The sequence below is a fragment of the Porticoccus sp. genome, from assembly GCA_023261185.1.
Lineage (GTDB): Bacteria > Pseudomonadota > Gammaproteobacteria > Pseudomonadales > Porticoccaceae > Porticoccus > Porticoccus litoralis.
In genome coordinates this window covers 1-20,390 of the sequence record JALRJN010000021.1, presented here as the reverse complement: position 1 = coordinate 20,390, position 20,390 = coordinate 1, and the positions used below count along the sequence as shown (strand labels likewise).

24 protein-coding genes and 1 tRNA gene are annotated in these 20,390 nt (G+C 52.3%); 10 read left to right on the top strand and 15 right to left on the bottom strand.

The genetic code is table 11. The annotated features are described in order from the left end of the window. Positions 1 to 71: 71 nt before the first annotated feature. A tRNA-Asn gene (locus ACYZYZ_RS02095) sits at positions 72 to 147 on the top strand. Positions 148 to 448: 301 nt separating this feature from the next. Here the strand turns inward: ACYZYZ_RS02095 and ACYZYZ_RS02090 are convergent. Next, on the bottom strand, positions 449 to 886 hold the full coding sequence (locus ACYZYZ_RS02090; protein WP_461483073.1) for a BLUF domain-containing protein: 438 nt from the start codon (positions 884 to 886) through the stop codon (positions 449 to 451). Between the two features lie 532 nt (positions 887 to 1,418). On the opposite strand from ACYZYZ_RS02090, the gene ACYZYZ_RS02085 reads away from it, so the two are divergent. Next, positions 1,419 to 1,754, top strand: coding sequence for a hypothetical protein (locus tag ACYZYZ_RS02085; RefSeq protein ID WP_305169221.1), 336 nt, complete (start codon positions 1,419 to 1,421; stop codon positions 1,752 to 1,754). 116 nt (positions 1,755 to 1,870) lie between these two features. Further along, positions 1,871 to 4,276, top strand: coding sequence for an acyl-CoA dehydrogenase (locus tag ACYZYZ_RS02080; RefSeq protein WP_461483072.1), 2,406 nt, complete (start codon positions 1,871 to 1,873; stop codon positions 4,274 to 4,276). A gap of 18 nt (positions 4,277 to 4,294) precedes the next feature. On the opposite strand, the gene ACYZYZ_RS02075 is transcribed toward ACYZYZ_RS02080, so the two are convergent. The 4 genes from ACYZYZ_RS02075 to ACYZYZ_RS02060 are packed head-to-tail and all read right to left on the bottom strand — an operon-like array spanning position 4,295 to position 6,696. Beyond that, positions 4,295 to 5,083, bottom strand: a complete 789-nt coding sequence (locus ACYZYZ_RS02075; RefSeq protein ID WP_305169223.1) for an SDR family NAD(P)-dependent oxidoreductase — start codon at positions 5,081 to 5,083, stop codon at positions 4,295 to 4,297. Positions 5,084 to 5,098: 15 nt separating this feature from the next. Next, positions 5,099 to 5,671, bottom strand: coding sequence for a DUF3833 domain-containing protein (locus ACYZYZ_RS02070; RefSeq protein ID WP_461483071.1), 573 nt, complete (start codon positions 5,669 to 5,671; stop codon positions 5,099 to 5,101). A gap of 13 nt (positions 5,672 to 5,684) precedes the next feature. Next, the gene (locus ACYZYZ_RS02065) at positions 5,685 to 6,191 is read right to left on the bottom strand and encodes a chalcone isomerase family protein (protein WP_461483070.1); all 507 of its coding nucleotides are present in this window, start codon (positions 6,189 to 6,191) and stop codon (positions 5,685 to 5,687) included. Continuing rightward, entirely contained in the window at positions 6,178 to 6,696 is a 519-nt protein-coding gene (locus tag ACYZYZ_RS02060; RefSeq protein WP_305169226.1) for a DUF2878 domain-containing protein, read from the bottom strand. The genes ACYZYZ_RS02065 and ACYZYZ_RS02060 overlap by 14 nt, the downstream gene beginning before the upstream one ends. A 157-nt stretch (positions 6,697 to 6,853) precedes the next feature. On the opposite strand from ACYZYZ_RS02060, the gene ACYZYZ_RS02055 reads away from it, so the two are divergent. The 4 genes from ACYZYZ_RS02055 to ACYZYZ_RS02040 all read left to right on the top strand — a co-directional run bounded on the left by ACYZYZ_RS02055 (position 6,854) and on the right by ACYZYZ_RS02040 (position 9,283). After that, complete coding sequence (locus ACYZYZ_RS02055; RefSeq protein ID WP_461483069.1) at positions 6,854 to 7,159, top strand: hypothetical protein; 306 nt, start codon at positions 6,854 to 6,856, stop codon at positions 7,157 to 7,159. 103 nt (positions 7,160 to 7,262) lie between these two features. Continuing rightward, entirely contained in the window at positions 7,263 to 7,781 is a 519-nt protein-coding gene (locus ACYZYZ_RS02050; RefSeq protein WP_461483068.1) for a glutathione peroxidase, read from the top strand. 77 nt (positions 7,782 to 7,858) lie between these two features. Then, complete coding sequence (locus ACYZYZ_RS02045) at positions 7,859 to 8,842, top strand: NAD(P)/FAD-dependent oxidoreductase (protein ID WP_461483067.1); 984 nt, start codon at positions 7,859 to 7,861, stop codon at positions 8,840 to 8,842. A 3-nt stretch (positions 8,843 to 8,845) separates the two neighbouring features. Next, on the top strand, positions 8,846 to 9,283 hold the full coding sequence (locus tag ACYZYZ_RS02040; protein WP_461483066.1) for a thiol-disulfide oxidoreductase DCC family protein: 438 nt from the start codon (positions 8,846 to 8,848) through the stop codon (positions 9,281 to 9,283). Between the two features lie 8 nt (positions 9,284 to 9,291). Here ACYZYZ_RS02040 and ACYZYZ_RS02035 read toward each other — a convergent pair whose 3' ends face one another. Genes ACYZYZ_RS02035 through ACYZYZ_RS02025 form a run of 3 tightly spaced genes read right to left on the bottom strand, consistent with a single transcriptional unit; the run spans position 9,292 to position 11,978 of the window. Continuing rightward, positions 9,292 to 10,707: a cryptochrome/photolyase family protein gene (locus tag ACYZYZ_RS02035; protein ID WP_461483065.1), complete on the bottom strand. Its 1,416-nt coding sequence runs from the start codon at positions 10,705 to 10,707 to the stop codon at positions 9,292 to 9,294. Between the two features lie 16 nt (positions 10,708 to 10,723). Then, a complete protein-coding gene (locus tag ACYZYZ_RS02030; protein ID WP_461483064.1) occupies positions 10,724 to 11,368 on the bottom strand; it encodes a ChrR family anti-sigma-E factor in 645 nt (214 codons plus the stop codon). After that, positions 11,358 to 11,978, bottom strand: coding sequence for a sigma-70 family RNA polymerase sigma factor (locus ACYZYZ_RS02025; protein ID WP_461483063.1), 621 nt, complete (start codon positions 11,976 to 11,978; stop codon positions 11,358 to 11,360). The genes ACYZYZ_RS02030 and ACYZYZ_RS02025 overlap by 11 nt, the downstream gene beginning before the upstream one ends. A 296-nt stretch (positions 11,979 to 12,274) precedes the next feature. Here ACYZYZ_RS02025 and ACYZYZ_RS02020 point away from each other — a divergent pair, with 296 nt between their 5' ends. From ACYZYZ_RS02020 to ACYZYZ_RS02010, 3 genes are read left to right on the top strand one after another with little or no spacing between them, the layout of a single operon-like run. Next, the gene (locus tag ACYZYZ_RS02020) at positions 12,275 to 13,651 is read left to right on the top strand and encodes an NAD(P)/FAD-dependent oxidoreductase (RefSeq protein ID WP_461483062.1); all 1,377 of its coding nucleotides are present in this window, start codon (positions 12,275 to 12,277) and stop codon (positions 13,649 to 13,651) included. Further along, complete coding sequence (locus tag ACYZYZ_RS02015; RefSeq protein ID WP_461483061.1) at positions 13,644 to 14,471, top strand: DUF1365 domain-containing protein; 828 nt, start codon at positions 13,644 to 13,646, stop codon at positions 14,469 to 14,471. The genes ACYZYZ_RS02020 and ACYZYZ_RS02015 overlap by 8 nt, the downstream gene beginning before the upstream one ends. Continuing rightward, on the top strand, positions 14,458 to 15,693 hold the full coding sequence (locus ACYZYZ_RS02010) for a class I SAM-dependent methyltransferase (protein WP_461483060.1): 1,236 nt from the start codon (positions 14,458 to 14,460) through the stop codon (positions 15,691 to 15,693). Before ACYZYZ_RS02015 ends, ACYZYZ_RS02010 begins: the two co-directional genes overlap by 14 nt. Positions 15,694 to 15,709: 16 nt before the next feature. Here the strand turns inward: ACYZYZ_RS02010 and ACYZYZ_RS02005 are convergent, their stop codons facing one another. The 7 genes from ACYZYZ_RS02005 to ACYZYZ_RS01975 form a co-directional block, all read right to left on the bottom strand. Then, positions 15,710 to 16,129, bottom strand: a complete 420-nt coding sequence (locus ACYZYZ_RS02005; RefSeq protein WP_461483059.1) for a nuclear transport factor 2 family protein — start codon at positions 16,127 to 16,129, stop codon at positions 15,710 to 15,712. Positions 16,130 to 16,247: 118 nt separating this feature from the next. Further along, on the bottom strand, positions 16,248 to 16,559 hold the full coding sequence (locus ACYZYZ_RS02000; RefSeq protein WP_461483058.1) for a ComEA family DNA-binding protein: 312 nt from the start codon (positions 16,557 to 16,559) through the stop codon (positions 16,248 to 16,250). Positions 16,560 to 16,624: 65 nt separating this feature from the next. Next, positions 16,625 to 17,323 (bottom strand): orotidine-5'-phosphate decarboxylase, encoded by a 699-nt coding sequence (gene pyrF, locus ACYZYZ_RS01995; protein WP_461483057.1) that lies wholly within the window; start codon positions 17,321 to 17,323, stop codon positions 16,625 to 16,627. 35 nt (positions 17,324 to 17,358) lie between these two features. Further along, positions 17,359 to 18,549 (bottom strand): lipopolysaccharide assembly protein LapB, encoded by a 1,191-nt coding sequence (lapB, locus tag ACYZYZ_RS01990; protein ID WP_461483056.1) that lies wholly within the window; start codon positions 18,547 to 18,549, stop codon positions 17,359 to 17,361. A 15-nt stretch (positions 18,550 to 18,564) separates the two neighbouring features. Beyond that, positions 18,565 to 18,849 carry a LapA family protein gene (locus ACYZYZ_RS01985; RefSeq protein WP_305169242.1) on the bottom strand — a complete coding sequence of 95 codons (285 nt, stop codon included), beginning with the start codon at positions 18,847 to 18,849 and terminating at the stop codon, positions 18,565 to 18,567. 100 nt (positions 18,850 to 18,949) lie between these two features. Then, positions 18,950 to 19,240, bottom strand: a complete 291-nt coding sequence (gene ihfB / locus ACYZYZ_RS01980) for an integration host factor subunit beta (RefSeq protein ID WP_305169243.1) — start codon at positions 19,238 to 19,240, stop codon at positions 18,950 to 18,952. Between the two features lie 56 nt (positions 19,241 to 19,296). Beyond that, positions 19,297 to 20,390 (bottom strand): 30S ribosomal protein S1 (locus ACYZYZ_RS01975; protein WP_461483055.1); only part of this gene is annotated, 1,094 nt, incomplete at its 5' end.

Genomic DNA, 20,390 nt, shown 5'->3' with positions numbered 1-20,390 from the left:
AGAGCGATCACTTTGAGGGGTTGACCAGCGACTTTCCGCTCTATATTATTCGCGCCTCTGGATGATTTCCTTCCGCCTTAGCTCAGTTGGTAGAGCAAATGACTGTTAATCATTGGGTCGCTGGTTCGAGCCCAGCAGGCGGAGCCAAATACTAAAAGGGTTGTAGCAATACAGCCCTTTTTTATTGTCCAAAAAATCTCTTTGGATAACTCTGGGATAACAAACGCCCTCCAATTTGAACAGACGTAAAAAACCCCGATCATGGTGAGAGGACCGGGGTCTTTTAGTTGCTTTGGGGAGAAGCATGTTGCTGTTGTAATGAGTTAGTCATCACGAATGGCTAGAAGTTCCCAAATGTATTAACTGCAAAGTATTTTTTTCTATTGAGAATCCCTTCTAAAGCTTGTCATTAGAAGTTCAGAAATCTTATCGCGGGTGTATTCCTAAGCTATTGTTTCCAAACCGGCAGTTCTCGCATCAGTTTGATATCGTTAATCAAGGACAATGCCGCCCATTCTTCCAGGGGAAAACGAATACCCCCATCTTCCTCCCCGTACTTCTCCACCAGCTCTGACTCTATTTCCTGATTCAGGTTAAAAGTACCGATACTCAGCATGCCCCAGCCACGAAATAATCTGGCATCAATGACAGAAAAACTAATGAGAGTTAGCTCTTCATGTCTGTCATCACGGAAAATACGTCGAAAGAGTGCATTAACATCCTCAAACTTACCCTCTAACGCTTGCAGAAAGTGTGTTTCACTCGCCAACAGAACACCTGTAATCCCAGACTGCTCATTTCTTGGCTCGCTGGACATGATGATGTCCTGAACTAAAGTCCAATTTAGAGGAGCAACACTACGGCTCTTGTAGATAATTCGATACATGTCATAACCCGTTCGTCTCTAAAATTTATACGATGTTCGCTAGTTGTTTTCAGTATCTTTTCTACGGCTATACGCCAATCTCAGATCTGTTCGTGACTTAAGCACATTGCCATTCTTTGCCTTGATAGTCTTAAAAAACTAACGTCCAGCAACCACACAAAAAGCTCGCTTAACCACTAGAGTGGCCCTAGAGCATTAAAACACCACAATATACACAGTCACAAAAAACCCCGACCATTGCTGTGATCGGGGTTCTGACTGCTGTTTGGGGAGAAGAATTTGCTGGGTGTTATCTATTGGTCAACACTGAATCTACTAAGTTCAAACTTTTTTGAAAAAATTTACCGAGACGCTCGAATGGTCATCTATGAGTCTGGCAGACTGGAACCGGCCGGGATATTGCAGTGGATTTTCTATCCCCATACACTAGGGCGGCCACTAGGCAGGCTCGGTGAGCAATCATATGAAAAAGTTCTTCCGACCCTCTGCCTGCATGCCATTTCACATAAAAATAAACCGACAGGCAGTACCTATGATTTTTAAAACTTTACGCTATTCAGTGCTACTTGGCCTGTTGATATCCGGTCAGACCTTCGCCAGCACCGTCTTTGAGGACACCCTGCAGGAAGCAAAGAATGGCAATCCTCAGGCACAAAGCAAGCTGGGCAATATGTATGCCGAAGGCAGAGGTACCGAGCAAAATAACGTCAAGGCGTTTATCTGGATGTCTGCTGCCAAGGCCAATGGTGACACAGCTTCCGAGCACAGTCTGAATACCCTGCGCAAACGTATGTCATTGAAAGAAGTGATTGACGGCCAGGCCAAGGCTGCCAAGTGCATCGGTTCCCACTACCAACGCTGCAAATAGCCTCTCTCACCCCACCCTGCAATCTCGATACTGGGCGAATAGAACCGGATCGTCTAAGGTGTCGTATAGTTAGATACAGGTTTTTTATCAGGAAGGCTGTTTAAGGTGAATTAGTCATGTTGTTATCGCTGCTATTGTTTATCGCATTGTTGGTTTCCGTGCTCTATTACCAGCCTCCGCTGCGACTGGGATCAGTCATTCTGGTCTTGGGCACCCTGTTCTTGACCACTTACAGCGGTATTATGTGGCTTCTGTTATTCCCCACCCTGCTGATCACCGCCATTCTCAATATTCCCCAGTGGCGGGAACGTGCGCTGATAAAACCCGCCTACCAGCTGCTACGCCGCTCCATGCCAAGCATGAGCAAAACCGAGCGGGAAGCTCTTGAGGCAGGCACCACCTGGTGGGAGAAGGAGCTCTTTGGGGGCCAGCCTGACTGGTCCATGTATAGCGATATCACCCTTCCCCAGCTCAGCGAAAAGGAACAACAGTTTCTCGACAACGAAGTGGAACAGCTCTGCCAGCTCGTGGATGAGTGGGATATTGGTCAACGCAAGGATCTGTCCCCCGAAGCCTGGGATTTCCTGCGCCAGAATGGCTTTTTCGGACTGATTATTCCCGAAGCATTCGGCGGACTGGATTTTAGTCCCTATGCCCAAAGCCGCATCATGAGCAAGATCGCCAGTAAATCACCCACCACGGCAGTGACCGCCATGGTTCCCAATTCTCTCGGGCCCGGGGAACTGCTGGTCAAATATGGTACGGAAGAGCAGAAGCAATACTGGTTGCCACGGCTGGCCAACGGCACAGAACTGCCCTGTTTTGGCCTCACCGGACCCGAGGCAGGCTCTGATGCCGGCTCAATTCCCGATATGGGCATAGTCTGCCGCGGGGAGATGAACGGCGAAGAGGTACTCGGCCTTAAATTAACCTTCAGCAAACGCTGGATCACCCTGGCACCGGTTGCCACCGTGATTGGCCTGGCCTTCAAATTGCGGGACCCCGAAGGCCTGCTGGGCGATCCGGATACAGTCGACTACGGCATTACCTGCGCACTGTTACCCGCCAATCATCCCGGAATCGAGATTGGTCGCCGTCACAACCCCGGCGGACCCTTCATGAACGGCCCCATCAAAGGTGAAGACGTATTTATTCCCGTGGACTGGATCATTGGCGGGGCCAGCATGGCCGGCAAGGGCTGGCGCATGCTGATTGAATGCCTGGGCGCTGGGCGAGGAGTTTCTCTACCCTCACTGGCCACCGCTGGCAGCGAGATGTGTTATCTCAATGTGGGCGCCTATGCCCGGATTCGCCGTCAATTCAATATGGAAATCGGCAAATTCGAGGGGGTTCAGGAAGCGACTGCAGAAATTGCCGCTGGTGCTTATACCCTTGAAGCCATGAGACAACTGGTTACCCGTGGCCTGGATGACGGCGCACCATCGGTACTCACCGCCATGGCCAAATACCATGCCACTGAGCGCATGCGCACCATGGTCAACCACGCCATGGATGTGGTGGGTGGGCGAGCCATTCAGTTGGGACCCCGCAATTTTCTGGCCGCCATGTACCACACCATGCCGGTGGCCATTACGGTTGAAGGCGCAAACATACTGACCCGCTCGTTGATGATTTTCGGTCAGGGCTCCATGCGCTGCCATCCCTACCTGTTTGAAGAGCTTCAAGCCCTGCAGAATGCAGATGAGGTCGCAGGTAAAGAAGCATTTGAGCCACTGCTGATGGCACACCTGGCACACACTGGTAGCAACATGGCACGTACCCTGGTGTTTGGCCTCGGGTGTGGACTGGGCAGCCCCCTACCGATCAATGCCAACAGCTTCAACAAACCCTGGTACCAGAAAATCAATCACCTGAGCGCGGCTCTGGCCACCTGTGCCGATGTGGCGCTGGGCACGCTGGGAGGCAGTATCAAGCGCCGGGAACTGCTGTCTGCAAGGCTCGGCGATATTCACAGTGAACTGTTAATTGCCTGCAGCATTCTCAAATACCATCAATCATTGCCAACCAGTGATGCCAATGACGCCCATGCCTCATTTGCACTCAAGCGCTCACTGAACAATGCCCAGCAGAGCCTGGTGGCATTCTGTGACAACTTCCCACAACGCTGGCTGGGATGGCTTTTGAAGTTCCTCTGCCTGCCCCTGGGCAGACGCTACCAGGCTCCCGACGACAACCAGATCCGTGAACTGGGGGCGCTGATTATGGAACCCAATCCGGTTCGCCAAGCCCTGAAACAGTATGTTTACGTTAGCGAGAGCTCCGACGATGCCGCTGGACGTATTGAAAATACGTTCAGCGCACTGCTGGAAGTGGACAGTGCCTGGCAGGCATTCAGTCGTGCGCGCAGCAAAGGTGAACTGGGTGCCAGTGGCGATCTGGACACCGAACTGTCTGAAGCACTGCGGCTGGAGATTATTACTGAAGCCGATGTCGAGCCACTGAAAACCTACGATCAACTGCGCTTTGACAGCGTTCTCACAGATGATTTTGAGGCATTGTGATCAGCCATACCGCCTGAATCACTTTGATCGGTAAGCTACCCGGCGCATCAAGGGAAGGTACAGGCGATAGGGCAGGATGCGTAATAACTTAAGCCAATACACAAAGCGCGCCGGAAACGTAATTTCAAAACGCCGGGAGCCCAAACCTCGATAAATGGCCTCTGCCGCATCTTCCGGTTCCATCAGCGCCGGCATGTGAAAATCGTTTTTATCCGTGAGCGGCGTACGGACAAAACCCGGATTGATCACCTGCAGGCGCAGTCCGGTGCCCTGAAGATCCACATAAAGCGACTCACACAAACTGATTAACGCCGCCTTGCTGGCACAGTAGGCAGCCGCCTTAGGCAGGCCCCGGTAACCTGCCACCGAGGACACCACAGCAATATGTCCTGCATGTCGAGACAAGCAGTGGCGTAGGACGACGTCCAGACAATTGATGGTTCCCTGCAGGTTCACGTCCAGAAGTCGCCGGCACCGTTGGGCAGAAAATCTCCCCGCTCCATCCGGGTCGTGGGTGCCCGCATTCAACACAAACAGGTCCGGGGACACCCCCTCACTCTCCCAGCGTTCAAACAGAGATGAAACTTGCCCCGGTCGGCGGATATCCAGCGGTGCAGGAATAAATTTTCCGGGAGTACCGGCGAGGCTATGTTGCAGTTCCAGCAGTTCTTCCACCGTGCGCGACGAGCCGTAGACCGTGCAGCCCTGCTGGCATAATTTTTTGGCCAGCGCCGCACCGATACCGCGACCGGCACCGGTTATCCAAGCTACCCGCCAGGGGCAGACACCTTCACTTTTAGTGCTCATCAATCGCCTCCAGCCTCAGTGTTTGAGATCACAAACAGACAACAGGTTTTTTGGCTCTGCCGTTTTCAGGCGATGTATGGACAGAGTGATTTTGCCGACGGGAATACCAAACTTGCTCATGGTCGCCCTGTTGAGCAGGTTGTCCTCATCAATCAGATACAACCAGTCATTGAGCTGTAGATGCCGTTCCTTGCCATTCACGGTAACCGCCAGGGTGTAGTGCCAGTTCAACGCATTGCCCCGAGTCACGCCCTCGGCGGTGCCTATCACATCTCCGGCAACACCGGTGTAGTGATTGCCATCCTTGGTGAGCTTCCAGCAGCGCTGTTGGTGTTCGCCATCATCAAAAAAGAACTGCTCGTCCAGCACACCCTGATTACCTTCCCACGTGGCATGGATATCGGCCCGGAAACGGCGAATCACACGGCCTCGAAAGTCCTGAACCATGCCATAGGCCTCAAGCCTGCCGTTAAAAAACTGATCCAGATGCAGAGCCGGGGTATTGTTCTGGTAATCGTCAATACTGGCCGAACAACCCGCCAGCAAAGCCCCTGCCAGATAAATGGATTTTGCCTTGATGGTTCTCATACCGATCTCTCCATCATTTGAGTTCACCCCGCAGTTTTCGGGTTAGCTTGGGATAGTCACTGTCATCGCCCAGCCAGATATTCAGGAAGGCTTGGGAAAAGTCCTTTTCGGGAAGCGAACCAATGTGCTGTCCCTGCAGATAAAAGTGACCATGGCCATCCTGATCCATGAAAAAAACCATCTGCTCTCCCTTCTCCACGTTGGGCCATATCACCCCCAGATGATTGAGCCAGTCATCGCGTTTTTTGGAGGACATGTCGCCCGCCAGTCGCTTGCGGGTTTCCTTGAGCAATCGGGTATTGCTGATATCCCGATGAAATGTAAGACGTAACAACAGCGGCCCCTGCAACCGCTGCAAATCGCCGAAAGGGTTCAACAGTTCCGCAGTGTAGATTCTGAAAAAAAGGAAACTCAGTTCTGCCTGCCCGACGGTCAGAAGGTCTTGCGGGAGCGGCCTGGCCACTGCAGACGGAGGGGCAATCAGCAGGACGATCAGGATCCAGCGATTAAGCTTTAACATGCCAACCTCCAACGATATCTGCCAATTTCAGCAAGGCGGGAAACAGCAGCAGCCATACCAGGGCCAGCAAAGCTGCCACCTCCAACTCAGCAAGACCAAAGTTCACCGCTCCCAGACGACCGGCAGCCAGATATGTCAACGTGCCCAACAGAGAACCCGCCAGTGCGGAAATCAGGTAACGTCCGGAAAACCAGGTCAATCCCTGTCGCAGGGTGGCACTAAAGGCAAACCACAACAGCAACAACCAAAGCGGCGGCCAACCCTGACCAGAGGAAAAGATAAAGACACCATAGCGTGTCAGGAATGTATCCACCGCAAACCCCAGTAGCGCACAGCTGGTGACAACCAAACATTCGGCAAGGGGTTTGCGGTGACCGAGAAGGTGCAACACCAGCAGCGCTATCACCACCCACAGGGCGTCGTTACCCATCAGGATGCAAAGCCACCAGGCCAGTTGGAATCCAGCCAGGTTAACCCACCAGAATTGTGACAGGCCTGAAAACATATTCACTCCAATACATGGTCGCTCCATCGCAGACTAGGCGCATAAATTTCTCACTGTGCAGATTTTACGCAGCAATTGCGCTGGCAGATCATCCACGCCCCTAAGTGATCCGTCATCAGCGGCCTTACGTAAAGTCTGGTGTTGATGGAAAACCATTATGACGACAAGACAACTGGCAAAATTGCGAAGAAGCGGACAACTATCCGGTGTGAAATTTGTAGCAACATCCTGTGGCCCCATGGTTATTCAGGTCTGGTTCCAACAAGACAAGACCATGGTTAAAAAACTCATCAAAGATGTGCATGGCAAGGTAGTGACCTGCCAAAACCTTTCACAGGCTTATGATGTTTGCCGCTCTGCGGGTGTCAGACAAGCAGAACTGATGCAGGTTTTGCCCCATACAGAAATCTGCTCCGCACCTGAAGATAACCTGACAAATCCGTCAATCACCCTATGTTTCTAAACTGAGACGAACAGCAATGTCACATTCACCTTCTTTCTCCAAATGGCCGGGCATTATTACCCTGGCTTGCTTGTTTCTAGCACCAATGCCAGGGGTGGCAGACATGAACAACAACCAACAAATCACCAAAGGCAATGAGGCCACCTGTAACAATATCTACCAATTCAGCGTTCCCGATCTAATTACCAATCAACCCGTAAACTTCTGTGATGCATTCAAGGGAAAAGTGCTCATCATTGTGAATACCGCCAGCAAATGCGCGTTTACCGGTCAATACGAAGGATTGGAAGCTCTCTACAAAGAATATGCCGACCAGGGCCTGGTGGTATTGGGGTTTCCCTCCAATCAGTTCGGCGGGCAGGAACCCGGCCGACCAGAGGAAATTCATAATTTCTGCAGAGTCACCTACGGCGTTCAGTTTCCCATGTTTGCAAAAAGTCAGGTGCGAAAAGAAGGCGCAGACCCCATATGGAAATTTTTGGGGGAATCATCGGGGACTTACCCAAAATGGAATTTCTACAAATACCTAATTAACCGTCAGGGAGAAGTCGTCGATGTGTACAGCAGTTTTACGTCACCGGATAGTATGCGCTTTAAACGGGCCGTGAAGGCATTGCTGTAAAAAAACGGTTACATAAGTCTGTTTTAGAGCGTGTACTGCAGCCAAAAAACAGATCGAATCAAATATAGAATCAAACTATGCCATTAAAAAATATCGCCATTATCGGTGTAGGCCTAGCCGGTGCCACACTCGCAAACCGTCTTACACAGGCCGGGCGGGATGTCACGATTTATGAAAAAAGCCGTGGCACAGGGGGCCGACTTGCCAGCTGCCGCCTGGGCGATACCCCCACCAATCTTGGAGCACCCTGGTTCCAACCAGAATCAAAGGCTTTTCATGACTGGCTACTGAACCAACCGGACATTCAAGAACGGGTTCTGGAGCCTCAGGATTTCAATGGCTCGCCTCTGGCACCTGTGACCGTATTGTCGGTCGACCCCTACCAAAGCTGCATGACCAGAAGGCTTACCGAGGGCGCCATTCTCAATACTGGCGTCCGAATTTCTGCGCTACATAGCTCGGAAAATGGTGTCACTCTGGAAGATGCCAACGGTCGAAAAATAGCCCATCATGACGCGGTGGTGGTGACAACACCGTCACCTCAGGCGCTACCCCTATTAGCGCCTGTCGATGATTTTGTACGACTCGCGGCGAGTGTTGACACCCTACCCACCTGGGTCACGGTGGTTGGTCTGGAACAGGGCTGCGGTGCGGGCAGCAGTTACCTTTGTGGCCAACACCCGGTGTTGTCCAGGGCAATTTGCCATCAGCGCACCCCCCTCCCTGGAACCCACTCCAACACCAACCCGTTCCAGGAAATCTGGCAACTGGAAGCTAACGCGGACTGGAGCCTGGACCACGAGGATTCACCATCCCGCGAGGTGGCAATAAAAATGCTGGAAAGCTTTTCCAGGATTACCCAACAAACCCTGAAGATCACCGGGCTGCGTAGCCATCGCTGGCTTTATGCACGCCATGAATCCCCACTGACTGATGATTACCTGTGGAGCGATAAACAATATGTTGGCGCCTGCGGTGATTGGTTCAGGCACGATGGCAGCGAAGGAGCCTGGCTGAGCGCCAATGCCCTGGCCGACAAATTGTTGCAGGAAGATGCTTAACCAATGATGTCCCACAGCAGTCATACGTCATCCGGGTTAACTCAGGGCTCAGCGCTGAAGCCGACCATTGTTTTCTACGATGGTGCCTGCCCCATCTGCCAGAAAGAAATTCACCATTACCGGAAACTGAAAAGCCTCAAGCCCATCGACTGGCAGGATATTTCAGGCCATTGCCCCATGCTTGAACAGTATGGCATTGACAAAGAAGAGGCCATGAAGCGCTTCCACGTGATCGAATACAACGGCGTTATTTCTCAGGGCACGGAGGCATTTCTTGCCCTGTGGCGGGCATTGCCCGGCTACCGGCACCTGGCAAATATCATCGATTTCTGCCATTTACAGGGATTGCTTGAATGGGCTTACAGGGGGTTCGCCCGACGGCGCTTTCGCCAGGCCTGCCTGCGTAATGACAAGCGGTGCCGCACAGACACAAGCCAATAGCTGCAACCTCACGTTGCCCGCTGATAACTGGCCAGGCTTTCTGCTCTTGCCCGAGAGTAATCAATGATGGGTAATGGACGTCCCAGAGAAGCAGCCCGCTCCGGATCATGACGTTGCAGACCGTTCAGGGCCCGCAACTCCGGCAACCACTGGGCCACGTATTCACCCTGTGGATCAAACCGTTCAGCCTGGCGCATGGGACTGAAAATTCGAAAATAGGGGGCGGCATCCGCACCCACCGAGGCACTCCACTGCCAACCGCCCAGATTGGACGCAAAGTCGCCATCTACCAGGTTCTGCATAAAAAACCGTGCCCCGTGCCGCCAGTCCTGTCGCAGCAACTTGGTTAAAAATGAGGCCACAATCATGCGCACCCGGTTGTGCATCCATCCGGTGGCCAGCAACTGCTTCATCCCGGCATCGACAATCGGGTAACCGGTTTCTCCACGGCTCCAGGCATCAAACAGCGATTCATCCTGTAGCCAGTGAATGCGAGACTCTACATCCGGCTTGAAGGGCTGCCAGCGATTCATCTCCGGGAAATGCACCATCAGATGACGGTAAAACTCACGCCAGATAATTTCTGTGACCCATTGGTTGTCCAGCCAGCTATCGGGGGCAAACTCAGCCTGGAGTGCGGCCAGGCACTGACGGGCTGAAATCACCCCACAACTGAGATAAGGGGATAGCGAAGAGGTACCTTCGTGGGCGGGGAAATCCCTCTGGCCACCGTAATCCACTGCCTTGTCTGCCACAAACTGCTGCAGGCGCTGGTGAGCGACCTCTGTTCCCGACGGCCAGAGTTTCTGCGACCAGTGGGTGTTGCCCACCGCATAGGCCAGAGAATTTGGTATTCGGTCACCATCCCGCTGCGGCTGCAACGGCATTCGAGGCTGTGCCTCAGGCAACGGCAGCGGTTGCGGGTGCTGCGACGCAAACTCCCGCCGCCATGCTTTGCTGAACGGCGTGAACACCCGAAATGGGTGGCCCTGACCGTTCATGATGGTACCAGGAGCAAACACCACGTCGCCGTGGAAGCCGAAGACCTCTATACCTTCTGCGTGAAAGCGTTCGACAACCTGTTTATCCCGTATGACTTCATTGAGGCAATACTCCTGATTGAGGAATAAACCGTCACACTGCAACTCGCGGGCAAGTGAGCAAAGCTGTTCTGGAACGTGCTCAAAGCTGCCGGCGTCAATCACCCTGAGAGGTATATTGAGCTCGGCCAGTTCAGTTTGCAGGGAACGCAGGCATGCCAGCCAGAATTCCACCCTGGCCGTGGATTCATCGTGGCTGGACCATTGCTCGGTACAGAAGGCGACAACTGCCACGACCCCTTTTCCATCGGCTCGCCGACAGGCATTAAACAACGCCGGGTTGTCACGACAACGCAAATCGTTACGAAACCAGACTAGCTTCATTGATAACGATCGCGGGTTACAAACCGAGCAGGGGTTGAGCGAGTTTACCCATCAGAGAGGTATAGCGCAGGGGAAACTCTGTGGCGATCAGGCAAATACAGTCATGGTCACTGTCCACCAGGGGCTGGTGGGTGATACGGTCATCCAGATCAGCAACATCTCCTGAAGAAAAACGGCCCACGTCGTCCGAATAGGAGCCTCGCAACAGCTGTGTAAGTTCGCTGCCCCGATGGGTGTGGGGAAAGGCAGTTTTGCCCGGTGCGACCCGCAACAGTCGGGTAACACCCTCGCCCTGACTCGGTAAATTATGAATCCATAGACCGGAAACAACCTTCTTCCAGGGAATGTCATCCAGGGAGTCACCCACGTAGCTGGCCAGGGGCCTGGGTACCTCCGAGTCCTGCGGTGCTGAAATAACAGAGGTTTCCAGGGGCTCGGCATCGAGACGTTCCAGCACATGCAGTAGTGAATTATCACTCACGGCCGAGAGACTGCCCTTTTCAAGCAAGGCGCCGCCTATGGTTTCCAGTTTACGAACACGTTGTTGACAGTGCTCGCACACCGACAAGTGGCAGGCAACCACCAGGGCAGCTCCCTGCCCCACAGCACCAGCCACGTAGCTGAACAATGTCGCCTCATCCAAGTGGTGTTTAATATTCATAATCACCTCCCAGCGTCAGCTTAAGTTTTTCAGCAGCCAGGCGAATTCGCGATTTGACGCTGCCAAGCGGAATGGAAAGCCGATCGGCAATCTCGGAATGAGTGCGGCCTTCATAGAATGACATATAGATTACCTGTGCCTGGTTTTCCGGTAGCTGGTGAATGGCCATGGCCACGCGGTCTGAAATCATTGACTGCTCTGCCCCATGCTCTTCATGCAATTCACCCTCCTCATCACGCCAGGTATCGAGGTCGTATTCCGGGTATTTTTGCTTGCGCATCCAATCGATGCTCTGGTTTCGAGCCAGGGTATAAATCCAGGTGCTGGCAGCCGCTTTTTTCGGGTTGAACAAGTGGGCCTTGCGCCACACCAGCAGCATGGTCTCCTGGGTGAGCTCTTCTGCAGTACCCTCGGTCAGGCCCAGGCGTACAATGTAGCCCTTGATACGCGGCGCGAAGTGACGAAACAGCTGTATAAAAAGCTGTTTGTCCCTGGTCATGGACAGGGATGCCAGCATCGCTGACCAATCAGCGCTTTTTGTCTCAGCCATGTCTCTCGCTTTCAGTGCAATTACATTGTCCACCGTTTCTCCCGGAGGTTTATCCCTCATATCTTCTCCTACGAGTAACATGGCTAAATAGATCAACCGAGCAGACCTTGAAAAATGTTTTCGAGGCCGGTGACGCAAGGCAACATTGAACGAAAAACCGGAGTTGATCACTTATCAATGAGCATTTTGAGTTCAATGTTAACCAAGCAGAAGCTAGGCAGATAGTTTTTCAACTGACTCACAGGGTAGTTGCAAGCCAATACAAAGCCAAACAAAACCGGTGATCCCTCTGAAGGGTATTTGCGTAATAGCCTTGTGTAACTGTTGTAGTTGTTCTGTATGAGTAGAGGTTCTGTATGAATGCCACACCCTTACCGGTGAAACCACCCCGCAAAAAAATTGCCGTGATTGGCTCTGGCATTTCCGGCATGAGTTGTGCGTGGCTTCTCAACCAATCCCAGGATGTCACCCTCTACGAAAAAGATGACCGGCTGGGAGGACATTCCAATACGGTTACGTTTGAGCTTAATCAACAGCCTGTCAGCGTTGACACCGGGTTTATTGTCTACAACCCGGTTAACTACCCGAATCTGGTGGCATTTTTTGATGCGCTGGACGTGACCACCTGCGAAACCGATATGTCCTTTGCTGTTTCCATCAATGGCGGCGAACTCGAATATTCCGGTAGTGGTCTGTCCGGACTACTGGCTCAAAAATCCAACCTGGCCAAACCTCAGTTCTGGTCAATGCTGAAAGATCTGATGCGTTTCTACCGGGAGGCCGATGAGCTATTACAAGCCCCGGAAAACAGTCATATAACACTCGGCCAGATGCTCAAACAGCATAACTACGGCAAAGCATTTATCTACAATCACCTGCTGCCAATGGGGGCTGCTATCTGGTCCGTGCCGGTAGAAAAAATGCTCGAGTATCCCGCCACCAGCTTTCTGCGCTTTTGTCGCAATCACGGACTCAACCAGTTGCGAAACCGCCCCCAGTGGCGAACCGTGGTGAACGGTAGCCGCTGCTACGTGGACAAAATTGCACAACACCTTGGAAATGCCGTGCAGCTAAACACTCGCATACAGTCTGTCACTCGCTACGACGATCACGTGGTGGTGGATGACATGCTAGGCAACAGCGAAACTTACGATGAGGTAGTATTTGCCTGCCATAGTGACCAGGCGCTGAACCTGCTAAGCGATGCCAGCAGGGAAGAAAAATCCCTATTGGGATGTTTTCCCTACCAGAGAAATTTTGCCTACCTCCATCAGGACACCTCGCTGATGCCATTGCGCAAAAAAACCTGGTCCAGCTGGAATTACCTTTCCAGCCAGCGGCAAGATGACACGCGGGTCTCGGTGAGTTACTGGATGAATCGCCTGCAGCCCCTTAACACCGAGCAACCGTTAATAGTGACACTGAACCCCCTGCACATGCCCCGCCAAGGGACGATTATTCGCAGTTTTTTCTATGACCACCCGCTGTTCGGGCAGGCATCACTGGATGCTCAACGTCACCTGTGGTCACTTCAAGGTAAAAACCGCACCTGGTTCTGTGGTGCCTACTTCGGATATGGTTTTCATGAAGATGGCCTGCAGTCGGGACTGGCCGTCGCTGAGGCGCTGGGAGGGGTAATGCGCCCCTGGCAAGTGGATGATCACAATGGTCGGATCATTCTGCCCCCTGACTACGTTGCCCGTCGCGACAGCGCGGAGACACGTCATGCCTGATAGCCTTAACTCTTCGGTTTACCGTGGCCACGTTCTGCACCATCGTTGGCAGCCCAGACGTCACCGCTTTGTCTATCGGGTCTTTTCACTGTTAATCGACCTGGACGAGTTGCCAACACTGCAACAACGTCTGCGCTGGTTATCGATCAACCGTTTCAATCTGTTTTCTTTTTACGAAAAAGACCATGGTGCAGGCACCCCCGGGTTGAAGAACCATATCTACCAGCTGCTTAAAACGCGGGGTTACCCGGAAGCTTGCGGGAAGATTCAGCTACTCTGCTACCCGAGGATACTGGGATATGTGTTCAATCCGCTGAGTGTTTATTTCTGCTACGACAACCAACAACAGCTGCGCGTCATTATTTATGAGGTGACCAACACCTTCGGCCAGCGTCATTGTTACCTGCTATCCGTAGAAGCATCCAGCAAGGATTCTTGGGTCAGGCAACAGAGCGATAAACAAATGTATGTCAGTCCCTTTATGCCCATGGACAGCCATTATCGCTTCCGAATTCTCCCCCCGGACGGCGAACGCCTCGCAGTTTGTATCTATCAGGAACAATCCGCACCGGATGATCGTGAAGCCCACAAATTGTTTGCCAGTTTTAACGGCACCCACCATCCATTAACTAATAGAAGTCTACTGGCGCTCTTTATCCGCTACCCGCTCATGACCCTGAAAGTCATTGGCGGCATTCATTGGGAAGCCCTGAGGTTGTGGATGAAGGGACTGAAACTCCAACCGGGACATGAGCACCCCGACACCAACGCCATCAGCTGGCGAGACCAACAAGGAGATATGCACCATGAAAAGTTCTGAGCTGACTGTGACGGGTATGATTCCAGAATCAGGCAAACGTCCAGACTCTATCGAATCCTTGCTGGTTGGCCATTTAGCGTCACGACTGGACAGTTGCCAGGGACAATTGACGTTGCAATTCCCCAGCGGTTTTCGCAAGCGCTTTGGAAACGGGTCTCCCCAGGTTGAAGTGAGGTTGCAATCATTGCGACCTTTGTTGCGACTTTTTCTGGGCGGCACCAATGGCTGGTCAGACAGCTATCTTCAAGGTGAATGGCACAGCAGCGACCTGACCGCACTGGTTCGGTGGGCCCTGCTCAATGAACAACACCTCGGTAACGTTGCCTCTGCGCGCTGGTTCAATAACCTGATATACAACATTTACCACTGGTGTCACCCCAATTCCCGCAGTGGAAGCCGTCGCAATATTGCCGCTCACTACGATCTCGGCAACAGCTTCTATGCACACTGGCTAGATCCGGGCATGACTTACTCTTCAGCCCTGTTCGATTCTGACGGGACCAGCCTCGAAGATGCCCAGACCCTGAAATACAGCCGGATTATGGAGCTGTTGGCACCACAATCCGGTGATGACATTCTGGAAATCGGTTGCGGTTGGGGAGAGTTTGCACGGCAGTTGCTGGAGACCCATGACGTCAGTGTTCACGGTGTCACGCTTTCTAAAGAACAACTGCAATGGGCGCAAGACAAGTTACACACGGCTGGTCTGGAACAACGGGCGGACATTACCCTCACGGATTATCGTGATATCCGGCAGCAGTATGATGGCGTGGTTTCCATCGAAATGTTTGAGGCCGTCGGCCAAGCCCATTGGGATACCTTTTTCACCCAGTTGAAAGGCATGCTGAAACCTGGCGGTCGGGCGGTTCTACAGATCATCACCATTGATGACGATCGTTTTGCCGGATATTCCAGACAGGCTGATTTTATCCAGCGCCATGTCTTTCCCGGTGGCATGTTGCCCAGTGTGGCGATCCTCAAGGAAAAATGCTCTCAGCATGGCTTTCGCCTAGCCCACCAACAAATGTTCGGCAAAGACTATGCCCGAACCCTGGCCTGCTGGCGTGACGCGTTTGAAAACACATGGCCGGAAATCACCAAACTAGGTTTTGACGAACGTTTCTACCGTCTGTGGCGTTACTACCTAAGTTATTGTGAAGGTGGTTTTGAAGAAGGCGCTATCGATGTGGGGTTGTTTGTTCTGGAACACGACGAGGCCTGAATGCGCGGCTACTCTTTTAACCACGATAGGCTGTACGTTTTTTCAACCAGCCCATTAAGCGCCCAATAAGGGGTATGCGCCCATACACCGCTGCGCTATCCCAGAAGTCCTGGTGTCGTGCCACTCGACCATTGTCCGCTAAGACCAAACGGCTCGTACCCTGAAAAGCAAACTGGCCAGTGAGTTTGCTGCTGGCACTATAGGTCCAGTAAAGATGGGCAACCATGCCTTCCCGAGAAACCTCGTGCACCGTAAAGTGAATATCATCGAGGCGATCAAACATCTCATTGAGCAACGCCAGATAGTGATCAGCGCCAGTGATATCGTTGAAAGGGTCACTGAAATGAATGTCATCGCAGACCAGGTCCCGCAGTTGCCCGAGGTTGGCTGGGGATAACGTCTCGAGATGTGCGATGTAATGATCCAATGAGCTCATGACATGTTTCCAGAATGACTCTGTCAGCACCCTACCAGCTATTCCGGCCAGGTGAAACTCGAAACATACCCATGAAAAAGGCCAGCCCGATGGCTGGCCGGTTGTGAACAGATCAGGGTTACTTCAATGTCATTTTATCCCTGTTCTGCTCCATCACTTTTTCACCCACGCCTTTAACTTCCAGCAATTGCTCAAGGCTTGAAAAAGGACCATTGGCTTCACGGTAGGCAACAATGGCCGCCGCACGTTTTTCACCGATGCCGGTTAACATTCCGGACAACTGCTCCGCTGTGGCGGTATTGATGTTGACGGTTTCTGTCTGGGCCATCTCCGATGATGACGTTTCAGCAGCATACGCCAGCTGCCAGACAGGTAGTGACGTGGCAGCAATCAACAATAGAACTTTGATCACGCGAATAAGCGCTTGCATAACGAGCTCCTTGTGCCGAGGCACTTCTGTTATAGATAAGCGGCACCCCATGTGCCGCAGTCCCATTATGACGAAATTTCAGAATTGATGGCAAGAAGAGTGGCAACGGGATCCGAAGCCTGGGTAATCGGGCGGCCAATCACCAGATAACTGCTGCCATTGGCAATAGCATCGGCAGGTGTAACAACACGGCGCTGATCATCCCCCGCTGCGGCTGCAGGGCGAATACCGGGGGTCACCAGTGTAAAGGTCTCTCCCAATGCCCGTCGCAAGCCCTGTGCTTCCATGGCAGAACAGACCACACCATCCATACCGGATGACTGCGCAAGAGATGCCAAGCGCAATACCTGCTCCTCGGGGCTGCATTGAATGCCAATCTCAGCCAGGTCTTCTTCGGCAAAACTGGTCAATACCGTGACAGCGATCAACAGCATGTTACTGTTAGTCTGCTCCAGTACTTCTCGGGCGCCTTCCATCATGCGCCGCCCCCCCGATGCATGGACATCTGTCATCCATACACCCATATCTGCCGCTACTCTTATGGCTTTGGCAACAGTGTTGGGAATATCGTGATACTTGAGGTCAAGAAAGACGTCATATCCCCGGCCTACAAGGCCGGAGACAAATTCCGGACCGGATTGTGTAAACAGCTCCTTACCCACCTTCAGCTTGCAGAGTTCAGGGGACACACTATCCACAAACTTCTGTGCCGATGCGGCCGAGTTGTAATCCAGAGCAACAATTACTTTACTGTCGTTATTCATTGATTATCTCGTCATTTTCGTAATATCCGGGTGTACTACTCACCCTCAATTCCCCTCAGCGGGCGAACGGTTTCCCAATGCTGGCACTGGGGACAGAGCCAGTGCAAGTGCGAACCTTTGAATCCACATTGTATGCAGCGGTATGCCGGACTCCTCTCGATCAGCGCACTCAAAGTATGTTTGAACAGTTCAAGATGGCGACCGACGGCGCCCTCCGAGGGCCAATAGAACCCCAATAGCGCATTTAACCCTTTCAGAGATGGGTGACGCTCCAGGTAATCCCCCAGAAAACTGATCGCAGCCTCATCGCCCTGCTGTACCCCGATCTCTTCAGCCACCATGTTCAGGAGACTGGCACTGGGATACTTTTCCAGCCAACTGGATAACTGGCGAAGCAGGCCCGACTTATCCTCTAGAGCCTGATAACAGTTCCTGACAGGCGACAATATTTCGGTCAGGAACTCCGGCTGCTGGTCCGGTACTGCCAGATACCGCTTCAATGCCAGAGAGTGATTATTGGCAAGTCCTTCCAGCTTGCCCCATAACATACTGGCACGCGATGAATTGCGGTTGAACTTGAGTGCCGACTTGAGATGACCCCGCGCTTCCAGTAGGTCTCCTCCTGCCATGGCCCTAAGCGCCAGCTCACAGCAGAAATTGGCCTGCTCTATCCCCAACCCTTCAGGAGTGCGACCAAAACGCTTCTTGTCCATCATGCTAGCTGCACGAATGGCTTTCTCCCACTCCTTTTCATGACGGTAGATATCTATCAGATGAAGTAACGAAGACTGTCTGAATCCACCGCTTTCATCATCCACCAGGTCAAGAAACAACCGCTCTGCTCGGTCAAACAGACCGGCTTTTAAAAAGTCTCGACCCAGCTCCAGGCGGGCCTGCCGCAGCTGCTGGCCAGTGAGGTTGGGACGGGATAATAGATTCTGGTGAACACGGATCGCGCGCTCCGTCTCTCCCCGCTGTCGCATGATATTGCCCAGCGCCAGGTGAGTTTCAAGGGTCGCAGGAGTCACATCAACCGAACGGATAAAGGTAACAATGGCCTGGTCCGGTTGTTCATTTAACAGGAAGTTGATGCCCTGAAAATAGTGCTGGGCAAGCTGACTACTGGCCTCCTTAGCACGGCCCCTACGTACACCGTAGAGGTACCCTGCATACCAGCAAAGTGCGGATAACAGAATAAGGGGAACAGCATACGTGAGTTCGTACATCGGGTACGGATGGGCCTATGGATTTTCTTGGGTCTTGACCAGGCGCTGTTTCGTCAATTGCTTGTTTAACCGGTAGGCACGCCGCTTAACACGCAACAGTGCGGGCAGGCTGACAATAATACCCAGTAGGCATCCTACAGATACCGCCAGCAACAACCACAAGCCGGATGGCATCGGGCCCAGGGAATATCCCAAAAGCACCATGGAAATAGGTTCCGGGTTGGCGAGCACTATCGACAAGCCAAGAAGTATAGCTAACACGCAGACAAGCAATATCCAGAGTTTTTTCAGCAGTGCCATAACGTCCTCATAAAAAAACGGCAAGTACGAAGCCTTGCCGTTTATTGTAACCAAACTCTCGAGATTCAGCCCCGGTTATTGTAAGGCAGAACACCTATGCTCAACTTGTCAGGCTGTCGTTTACCCGTTCGCGCAATTCCTTGCCTGGCTTAAAGTACGGCACATACTTGCCGGACAGCTTCACAGAGTCACCGGTTTTAGGGTTTCTTCCCACTCTGGGTGCCCGGTAATGCAGGCAAAAACTGCCGAAACCCCGAATTTCAATACGGTCGTTATTAACCAGCGCCTGGGTCATACGTTCAAGGATCATTTTCACTGCCAACTCCACATCTTTGGGAGGCAACTGATCCTGCTGACTGACAATATGGTCAATTAATTCTGATTTTGTCATAACTACCTGAGTTTAAAGTAGAAAGGGGTAATGTTTCCATTACCCCTATCTAACCATTACTTCTCTTTCGTGTCCATCTGTGCCTTGATCAAATCACCGATAGTCGTCGGCGCGATGTTATCGGCCTCTGATTTACGGTGCTCTTTGATCGCAGCCTTCTCTTCAGCAACGTCTTTAGCTTTCACGGAAAGATTGATAGCGCGGTTCTTGCGATCCACGTTAACGATCTTCGCTTCCACTTCGTCACCAACATTCAGGACATTACGGGCATCTTCAACTTTGTCACGAGACAGCTCGGAAGCCTTCAGCTGGCCTTCCACTTCGCCACTGAGAGTAATGGTTGCGCTCTTGGCATCCACTTCTTTCACGATACCGGTCACGATTGTGCCCTTGTCATTCTCAGCAACATAGCTGGAGAACGGATCGTCAGACAGTTGTTTCATACCCAGTGAAATACGCTCTCTTTCCGGATCAATGGAAAGAATAACGGTTTCCACTTCATCGCCTTTCTTGAAGTTGCGTACTGCATCTTCACCGGTTTCGTTCCAGGAGATGTCGGACAGGTGAACCAGACCATCGATGCCACCGTTCAGACCGATAAAGATACCGAAGTCAGTGATGGACTTGATGTTACCGGCGATTTTCTCACCTTTGCTGTGCAGTGAAGCAAACTCATCCCAAGGATTAACATGACACTGTTTGATACCCAGGGAGATACGACGACGCTCTTCGTCGATATCGAGAACCATGACATCAACTTCATCGCCCAGCTGAACCACTTTGGAGGGGTGGATGTTCTTGTTGGTCCAGTCCATTTCAGACACGTGAACCAGACCTTCCACACCATCTTCCAACTCGGCAAAACAGCCGTAATCAGTCAGGTTGGTAACCACAGCCTTAACGCGGGCACCTTCAGGGTAACGACCGGAGATATCAGCCCAGGGATCTTCACCCATTTGTTTCATACCCAGAGATACGCGGCTGCGCTCACGGTCATACTTGAGTACTTTCACATCAATTTCGTCACCGACATTGACGATCTCGCTGGGATGCTTGATGCGCTTCCAGGACATGTCAGTGATGTGCAGCAGACCATCGATACCACCCAGGTCTACAAAGGCACCGTAGTCGGTGAGGTTCTTGACGATAC